This is a genomic window from Peptoniphilus sp. DNF00840, assembly GCF_001553125.1.
GTDB lineage: Bacteria > Bacillota > Clostridia > Tissierellales > Peptoniphilaceae > Peptoniphilus_A > Peptoniphilus_A vaginalis.
Genome location: NZ_KQ960200.1, coordinates 1 through 8,294 on the forward strand (window position 1 = coordinate 1; position 8,294 = coordinate 8,294).

Here is an 8,294-nt window from a genome sequence, read left to right on the forward strand (position 1 = left end):
AGCAGGCTTTTTTGCCTGCTTTGTCATCAGTCTGTTGAGACCCTGTATGGGGTCTCTTTTTTGTTTTATTGTTGCATTTGCAACAGAAAAGTTTTTCTTTCCCTATTAAAATACTTTTAGAAGTTAAGAATTTTAAAAATTTTAAAAGCAGAAGTTGAGAATTTTATAATTTTAAAAATAGAAGGGATGAAGATTATGGATATGTTTTGTTACCAATGCCAAGAAACTTTAAACAACAAGGGCTGCACTAAGAGGGGAGCTTGTGGAAAGACTGCTACTGTTGCTAACTACCAAGATTTTTTAATTTGGATCACTGAGGGACTTTCTGAGATCGCTCTTAAGAGTGAAAGGGAAGATAAGGATGTAATTGATAGAGTTATTTTAAACCTCTTTACTACCATCACTAATGCAAACTTTGATGACGGGCAAATAAAAAATAGGATTGTAGAAACTATTGAGCTTATGAACTCTTTGAGAGAAGAAAAAACTTACAGCGATGCAGGAGCTTGGTCATCTGTAGATTTTTCTGAAATCGACAAAAAAATTGCAAGTCACCAAGTTTCGATTCTTAGAGAAGAAAATGAAGACCTAAGAAGTTTGAAGGAACTAATAACTTATGGACTTAAGGGAATGGCTGCCTACACAAGACATGCTAAGGTTTTGGGATATGAAGATGAAGAAGTAAATAAATTCATCTTAAGAACTATGGCTGACCTCTTAGAAGAGAAAAGTCTTGATGAATTAATTGCCTTGACACTTAAGACTGGAGACATGGGTTATAGGGCTATGGCGACTCTTGATGGAGCCAACACAAAGACTTATGGAAATCCAGAAATCTCTGAAGTAAACATTGGGGTAAGAAAAAATCCTGGTATTCTAGTTTCTGGTCACGACTTAAAAGATTTAGAAATGTTACTAGAACAAGCAAAAGATTCTGGGGTGGATATTTACACTCACTCTGAAATGCTACCAGCAAATTATTATCCTAAGTTTAAAAAGTATGAAAACTTCGTTGGCAATTATGGAAATGCTTGGTGGAAGCAAAGGGATGAGTTTGAGTCCTTTAATGGTCCAATCCTAATGACAACTAACTGCATTGTCCCTCCAAGGGAGTCATACAAGAATAAGCTATTTACCACTGGAGCTGCAGGCTATCCTGGCTGCACTTACATTGAGGCAGATAGTAATGGTCACAAGGACTTTTCAAAAATAATTGAGCTTGCAAAGACTTGTGAGCCACCAGTAGAAATTGAAAAGGGAAAAATTGTGGGAGGTTTCGCTCACAGTCAAGTTATGGAACTTGCTGATAAGGTAATCGAGGCTGTAAAAAATGGTGACATCACAAAATTTGTTGTTATGGCAGGTTGCGATGGAAGAATGACTGATAGAAATTATTATGAAGATTTTGCAAGAGAACTTCCTAAGTCAACTGTAATTTTAACTGCTGGCTGTGCCAAGTACAGATACAACAAGTTAGACCTTGGCGACATTAATGGAATCCCAAGGGTTCTTGATGCAGGTCAATGTAATGACTCCTACTCACTTATCCAAATTGCTCTTGCCCTTGTGGATGCCTTTGGGGTGGAAAGTGTCAATGATCTTCCAATTGCCTACAACATAGCTTGGTATGAACAAAAGGCTGTAATAGTTTTACTTGCTCTTTTATCATTAGGAGTTAAAAACATCCACCTTGGACCTACTCTTCCAGCCTTCTTATCAAAAAATGTAGTAGATGTTTTGGTAGAAAATTTTGGAATCGCTGGTATCAGTAGCGTGGAAGAGGACATGAAAATTTTTAAAATAAAATAAATATTATGCTTGACATTTAAAATCTAAGCTAATATAATCATAAGTAATTCAAAAATAAACTTTTGAGAAGAAGAGTAGCTTAAAATTCTGAGTAAAGAGAGCTTCGTTTTGGTGAAAGAAGTGGATGAGTTTTTTGTGAACATGGCCTTCTCTAGGAAATACTGATATTAGGTATTTACGGGTCTTCCCGTTACAGAAGTAGAGTATGATGGTACTTGAAGAGGTCGCTTTCGTGAGGAAGCGATGAATTAAGGTGGTAACACGAGCTTTCGTCCTTATGGGATGGAAGCTCTTTTTTATTGTTTTGGAGGAAAAATGATTGAAGTAAAAAATTTGGTTAAAGAATTTAAAACTGATGGAAGAAGTTTTAGAGCCATAAATGATGTTTCTTTCAAGGTCAATAGGGGTGAGATTTACGGTGTAATAGGTTTATCTGGTGCCGGCAAGTCAACCCTTGTTAGGTGTATCAACAGACTAGAAGAGCCAAGCTCAGGAGAAATCCTAGTAAATGGCAAGTCTATTATTGGCCTAAATGAAAAGGAACTTAGGGCTGCTAGAAAGGATATTGGAATGATCTTCCAGTATTTCAACTTATTCATGCAAAAGACTGTGGCAGAAAATATTGCCTATCCCCTAGAAATCTCTGGGGTGTCTAGGGAGAAGATAAATAAGAGGGTAGATGAACTTCTAAACTTTATAGACCTAGAAGATAAGAAGAACTCTTATCCAGCAGAATTGTCTGGTGGTCAAAAGCAAAGGGTGGCAATAGCAAGAGCAATTGCAACAAACCCATCAATCCTACTTTCAGATGAAGGGACATCAGCCCTTGACCCGGCAAACACAAAGTCAGTCCTAAGTCTTTTAAAGAAGATTGTGGATGAATTTGACATGACAGTTATAATGATCACCCATCAAATGGAAGTTGCTAAAGAAATTTGTGATAGAATTGCAGTTATGGAGGCTGGAAAAATTATTGAAGAGAACAACACAAAGGAACTCTTCACTAATCCAAAGACTGCTGTAACAAGATCCTTTATAAAAAATCTTGAAGACGATGTGGAAGAAGGCTATGTAAGGGCTAGCGACTACAAGGGAGATGTCCTTAGACTATCCTATGCAGATAACAACTATGACAAGCCAATCCTTTCCCAATGCGTCAAAAAGTTTGACATAGATTTTTCCATCTTATCTGGGAATATAAACAAGCTAAATGCGGCAAATGTTGGTTACCTTACAGTTCAAATCCTTGGTAAGGATGAAGAAAGAGCAAGGGCAATTGAATTCTTGAAAGAAAATAATGTAATTGTGGAGGTGCTTTAATATGGATAGGATAATAGATATAGTTTTACCAGCAATTCCACAAACTTTAGTAATGGTAATTGCTTCGACAATAATTGCTCTTTTAATAGGTCTTCCCTTGGGAATAATTTTAACAACAACAAGACCTGGAGGACTTACTGAATCCTTAAAAGTTTATTCAATCCTAGATGGAATCATAAACATCCTAAGATCTTTTCCATTTGTAATCTTGATGATAGTAGTATTTCCACTTTCAAGATTAATTGTTGGAAAGTCCTACGGAACTGCAGCGATGATAATTCCCCTCTCAGTTTCAGCAGCACCCTTTGTTGCAAGACTAATGGAAGGGTACCTTATCCAAGTTGACTCAGGAATTATTGAAGCAGCTAAGTCTATGGGATCATCTAAGAGGGAAATAATATTTAAGGTCTTGATACCAGAGGCAATGCCAATGATAGTGACAGGTATCACAATGACAGTAATAAATGTTATTGGTTACTCTGCTATGGCTGGTGTCATGGGTGGTGGCGGCCTAGGAGATGTGGCAAACAGGTATGGTTACCAAAGAAATGAGCCCCTAGTCCTATGGTCAGCAGTGCTTGTTATTATAATCTTGGTTCAAATAGTTCAATTTGTTGGTAACTTTTTGACTAAGAGGATTGACAAGAAAAAATAGAGAAGAAAAAGCGGAAGGAAAAAAGAAGAAAAAAGAAGAAAAAAGAAGAAAAAAGAAGAAGAAATACAGGACGACAATAAGGAGAAAAAAGATGAAGAAGACAAAAATTTTATTTACACTAATTGGACTTATTGCCATTTTAACGGCATGTGGAAAAGACAAGCAGGCAGAAGAAAAGGACACAAAGACGGGAGAGCTAACTAAGGTGACAATAGGCGCCTCAGAAACTCCTCACGGAGAACTTTTAAAGGCCCTTGAACCAGAATTTAAAAAGGAGGGCATTGACCTTAATCTTGTAGTTTTCTCAGACTATGTTCAACCAAACCTACAACTTGAATCAGGGGACCTAGACTTAAACTTTTACCAACACCAACCCTACCTTGACAACTTTAACAAGGATAGGAAGACAAATATAGTTTCCCTAGAAAATTCAAAAATATTTATAACACCCCTTCTTGGATTTTCATCAAAGATAAAGGACATCAAGGACCTTGAAGATGGGGCTGAAATTATAATTCCTAACGACCCAACAAATGGAGCAAGAGCTCTACTAATTCTTGATAAGGAAGGACTTATAAAATTAAAGGACAAGAACAACTTAAACTCAACTGAAGTGGACATAGTGGAAAATCCAAAAAATTTAAAATTCACTGCAGTTGATGCACAAAATATTCCAAGAGTTTATAAAGATGCAGACCTTGCCTTTATAAATCCAAACTTTGCCATAGCAAATGGGCTTGATCCAAAGGATGCAATAATTACAGAAGCTAAGGATTCACCATATGCAAACATAGTAGCAGCAAGATCTGGCGAAGAAAATAAAGAAATTTATAAAAAGGTTGTAAAAGTTTTACAATCAGAAGCAAGTAGAAAGTATATTGAAGATACTTTCAAGGGAGCAGTGCTTCCAACATTTTAATATTAATTAGTTAATAATTTTTTTAGAGGAGGATATATATGAAAAATTTTAAAAAATTATTTTTACTAGGATCAGTGGTTCTATCACTTGCCCTAACAGGATGTGGCGGTACAAAGAAAGATGATGCAAAGGCAAAAGCCCCAGCAGATGAAGATAACAAAATTGTTATTGGTGTATCACCTACACCTCACGGAGAAATCATTGAAGGTCTAAAACCAGAATTTGAAAAAGAAGGACTTGATGTAGAAGTTGTTAACTTCGACGACTACATCCAACCAAACCTTCAACTAGAAGCTGGTGACCTTGACGCAAACTACTTCCAACACAAACCATATCTTGACAGCTTTACACAAGAAAGAAACATCAAAGACCTTGCAATTTTAGGTTATGTTCACATTGAACCAATGGCTATATACTCAGAAAAGTATAAGTCAGTTGATGAAATCCAAGATGGTGCAGAAATCATCATTCCTAACGACCCAAGTAACGGTGCAAGAGCCTTAATTTTACTTGAAGACGCTGGACTAATCAAGTTAAAGGATAAGACAAATCTTAACGCAACAGAAAAAGATATTGCAGAAAATCCAAAGAACCTAAAGTTCACAGCAATGGATGCACCTTCAATTGCACAAGTTTATAAGGATGCAGGTGCTGCAGTTATTAACGCAAACTTTGCCATTGGACAAGGACTTGATCCAACAAAGGACTCAATCTTCTTAGAACCAAAGGATTCACCATACGCAAACTTAGTTGCAATTAGAAAAGATGACGCTGATAAGGAAAAATTCAAAAAATTCTTAAAGGTTCTTAACTCTGAAGAAGCTAAGAAATTTATAGAAGAAAAATTCAAGGGAGCAGTTATACCAGCTTTCGAAAACTAAATCTTTTAAAGAGATCCTGAGGGGTCTCTTTTTTTTATTCAAGTGAAAAATATAAGTCGATTTTTAAAAGGTAAGATAGAAAAGGAAACAGAAAAATTATGTAGAAGTCATTTCAAAAAGCTTTTATTATAAATTCATTAATCTTTCACAAAACCATACTAAGATAAAGTCATAAATTATTAGAGGAGGAAAAATGAAGATGAATGACAATTTAAATAAAAACCCTGGTATGGGAAAGATAGTAATTATTATTGCCCTAGTCTTTTCCCTAATTGGGGGAATAATTGGTTCAGCAATTACAACTTACAAGCTTTTGCCACAGGGAGATACTAAGACGTCAAATATGGATTCAAACATAACTATTTCTGCTAAGGACAATGTAACAGTTGCATCAGCCGTTGCCAAGAAGGCTATGTCCTCTGTAGTTGGAATAACAACTAAGGGAGTTCAACAATCCTTCTTTGGACAAGTTGAAGTCCAAGGTGTGGGTTCTGGTGTAATTGTTGACCCAAAGGGTTACATCCTTACAAATGCTCACGTTGTTAAACTAAATAACCAAGTTGTAAAGGACGTAACAGTTAGACTCAACAATGAAAAGGACATCCAAGGTAAGACAATTTGGGCAGACGAAATGATTGACCTTGCCATTGTAAAGATAAATACAAATGAAAAATTAAATGCAGCAAGTCTTGGTGACTCTGATGATCTTTCAATTGGAGACACTGCTATAGCAATTGGTAACCCAATCTCTCTACAATTTTCTCAAACTGTAACCCAAGGTATTATCTCTGGACTTGACAGGTATGTTGGGGCAGTAAGTGGTGGAGGTTATATGACTGGCCTTATCCAAACAGATGCATCAATAAATGGTGGTAACTCTGGTGGCGCCCTATTAAATGCTGAAGGAGAAGTCATCGGCATCAACACAGTTAAGGTTCAATCAGCAGAAGGTCTTGGTTTTTCAATTCCAATTAATTTCATAAAACCAATTATTAAACAAGTTATTGAAACTGGAAAGTATAAGGAAATGTCTATGGGTATGTTGACTATGAATGTTAATGTTGCAGCTCAAATCTTAAATGAAAAGCCAGATGTTGATAAGGGAATTTTTGTCTACAAGGTTTACGATGGATCACCTGCAGCAGCAGCTGGACTTGAAGCAGGAGACATTGTCACAAGAATTGGCAAGGACCAAGTGGATGATAACAATGCTCTAAAGTCAATTCTTTATAAGTACCAAGTTGGTGACAAGGTAGAAATTGAATACCTAAGAAGGGGCAAGAAGATGACTACTGAAGTTAAATTTACTGACTACTCAATAGAAAATGACAAGGAAGCTCAAAAGGATTTGAGGGCACAAGATAGAGAAAAGTCTGCTGAAGAAGAAAGGGCAAGAAGCCAAGAAGATTTATTCAATAGGTTTAGGCAAGAATTTGAAAATAATTTTTAAAGACGAGTTATTGAAGAAAAGATAAAAGGATTTTATAAAGTAAAAGTGACACCACCTGGTGCCACTCTTACTTTATTTTTTGCAATTCTTTCTAGTTTTTCTGCGTGGAAGGAATTAAAATATTCTTCCAAGAGGTCTACAAATCTCTTGGCATACTTGGTGATGTAACGATTCTTATTTTTAATGGCATAGATGCCAAGGGTAACAGGTTCATCACCAGAATAAAGAGGGAAGATGTTGATGTCGTCATCAAACTCATCCAGCCACCTCTTGATGTTCATTTGAGAAATAAAAACTGCAGCAATTGCCTTGTTGCAAATAGATAGGGCAATCCTTGAGTAGCCTGTCTCAATGTAGTCATTGGGTCTTACATCTGCCTCCTTAAAGCTTTCGTTAATGAGGCTCCTTATCCTGTTGTCCTGCGTATAGAGGAGGAAGGGAACCTTGCTGAAGTCCTTAAGGTTAACTTTTTCAAAAGATTTTTCCTTTAAAGACTTAAGATTTCTCACATGCTTTTTAAGTAGTCTGTCGCTAACACAGAGGTAAAGTTTTTCATCTAATAGGAGGTGAGATTGTAAATTTTCATTCTGATAGTTCTCGTCAATGGAGATGGCAAGGTCTAATTTATTTTCAAGACACATAGACTCCAGATCTTTGGATTGCTTCTCGTGGAGGACAAGCCCAACATGGGGGAACTCCTCAGTAAATTTTTCTATAATCGAAGGGATAAACATATCAGCACGAGGGGAAGAAGCGCCTAAGATTAGCTTACCAGTATCCTCGCTTTTCAGGTCCCTAATCTTATTTATCATGTCGGACTCATTAGTTAAAAGTCTCTCGGCATAGGCAAGGTACTCTTCACCAATAGGTGTCAACAATAACTTTGGCTTTCTAAAAAAGAACTTGGCCCCGTAATAGTCTTCAAGTCTTTTAATATGGTTGGAGAGAGTTTGTTGTGAAATGTAAAGTTTTTCTCCAGTTTCGTTCATATTTAAAGTCTTTGCAAGTTCTGTGAAGTAGTAGATACTTTCAAAATTCATATATCCTCCAGTCAAAAATATTTTGTTATTTATACAAATTATTATTAATTTATTTTGTCGTACTTTTATTATATACTAAGTCTATGATAATTGTGAAATAAAATATTAAGAATCCCTTATAGTTTACCAGCTTTTTCCTTAATATCACAATTACCGGAATCCCCTTGCACCCACCTCCTTGGGTGCATTTTTAGTACCATAAATAGTGTAAGAAAGGAAG

General features: G+C 36.2%; 7 protein-coding genes and 1 other annotated feature. Of the genes, 6 read left to right on the forward strand and 1 reads right to left on the reverse strand.

Going from position 1 to position 8,294, the window contains the following annotated elements; genetic code table 11:
- The first annotated feature begins 201 nt into the window (after window positions 1-201).
- From hcp to HMPREF1864_RS03330, 6 genes are all read left to right on the forward strand, one after another.
- On the forward strand, window positions 202-1,809 hold the full coding sequence (hcp, locus tag HMPREF1864_RS03305; RefSeq protein ID WP_062571430.1) for a hydroxylamine reductase: 1,608 nt from the start codon (window positions 202-204) through the stop codon (window positions 1,807-1,809).
- 53 nt (window positions 1,810-1,862) lie between these two features.
- Window positions 1,863-2,089 (forward strand) — a binding site (T-box leader).
- 35 nt (window positions 2,090-2,124) lie between these two features.
- A complete protein-coding gene (locus HMPREF1864_RS03310; RefSeq protein WP_062571425.1) occupies window positions 2,125-3,129 on the forward strand; it encodes a methionine ABC transporter ATP-binding protein in 1,005 nt (334 codons plus the stop codon).
- A gap of 1 nt (window position 3,130) precedes the next feature.
- Window positions 3,131-3,784 (forward strand): methionine ABC transporter permease, encoded by a 654-nt coding sequence (locus HMPREF1864_RS03315; RefSeq protein ID WP_062571426.1) that lies wholly within the window; start codon window positions 3,131-3,133, stop codon window positions 3,782-3,784.
- 91 nt (window positions 3,785-3,875) lie between these two features.
- Window positions 3,876-4,703, forward strand: coding sequence for a MetQ/NlpA family ABC transporter substrate-binding protein (locus HMPREF1864_RS03320; protein ID WP_082718904.1), 828 nt, complete (start codon window positions 3,876-3,878; stop codon window positions 4,701-4,703).
- Between the two features lie 38 nt (window positions 4,704-4,741).
- Window positions 4,742-5,584, forward strand: coding sequence for a MetQ/NlpA family ABC transporter substrate-binding protein (locus tag HMPREF1864_RS03325; RefSeq protein ID WP_062571427.1), 843 nt, complete (start codon window positions 4,742-4,744; stop codon window positions 5,582-5,584).
- 193 nt (window positions 5,585-5,777) lie between these two features.
- Complete coding sequence (locus tag HMPREF1864_RS03330) at window positions 5,778-7,034, forward strand: S1C family serine protease (RefSeq protein ID WP_062571428.1); 1,257 nt, start codon at window positions 5,778-5,780, stop codon at window positions 7,032-7,034.
- A gap of 32 nt (window positions 7,035-7,066) precedes the next feature.
- Here the strand turns inward: HMPREF1864_RS03330 and HMPREF1864_RS03335 are convergent, their stop codons facing one another.
- Window positions 7,067-8,074, reverse strand: coding sequence for a LysR family transcriptional regulator (locus HMPREF1864_RS03335; protein WP_062571429.1), 1,008 nt, complete (start codon window positions 8,072-8,074; stop codon window positions 7,067-7,069).
- Window positions 8,075-8,294 lie beyond the last annotated feature (220 nt).